Below are 596 nucleotides of genomic sequence, written 5' to 3'. Positions count from 1 at the left end.
CGCCGAACAGCGGGACTGGTTTGAGGTCTCGCTGATCCCGACGACCCGGGAGCTGACCACGCTGGGGTCCGCTGCGGTGGGAACCCGGGTGAACCTCGAAGTCGACGTAGTCGCAAAGTATGTTGAGCGGTTAATGCGGAGCGCCGGCTGACATCGCTCGCCGAGGGAGGGAGCCCCATGTCTTGCATTCCGGACGAGATCGATACGCCCGACGTGCTGATCGACCGCGACATCCTTGACCGCAACATCGGGCGAATGAGTTCCGCCGTCGCCGCGAAAGGGATCGCCCTGCGTCCCCACGTGAAGACGCACAAGCTGCCTGAGATCGCCCATATGCAACTCCGCGCGGGCGCGCGGCCTGACGGTGGCCACCATCGGGGAAGTCGAGGTATTCGTCGACCACGGCGCCGACGACGTATTCATCACCTACCCATTGTGGATCGGCACACGCCAAGCCGACCGGCTCCGTCAGCTGGCTGACCGCGCTCGCATCGCTGTCGGTGCGGGCACCGCCGAGGGCGCTTCGAACACCGGCGCACGGCTCGCAGACGCCGCTGGCGCGATCGATGTTCTCATCGAAATCGACAGTGGCCATC

General features: G+C 65.4%; 1 protein-coding gene and 1 pseudogene. Both read left to right on the top strand.

Annotated features, from left to right (window positions below; all coding sequences use genetic code 4):
- Positions 1–94, top strand: a pseudogene (locus tag FJR74_RS08345) (hypothetical protein); the annotation flags it as partial.
- Positions 95–364: 270 nt separating this feature from the next.
- Positions 365–596 (top strand): type III PLP-dependent enzyme domain-containing protein (locus FJR74_RS08340; RefSeq protein WP_241860485.1); only part of this gene is annotated, 232 nt, incomplete at its 3' end.

Source organism: Metamycoplasma neophronis (assembly GCF_006491995.1).
GTDB classification, from domain to species: Bacteria; Bacillota_I; Bacilli_A; order Mycoplasmatales; family Metamycoplasmataceae; genus Metamycoplasma; species Metamycoplasma neophronis.
Note: the sequence above shows the minus strand (reverse complement) of the source record. Positions and strands in the feature narration are given on the sequence as shown.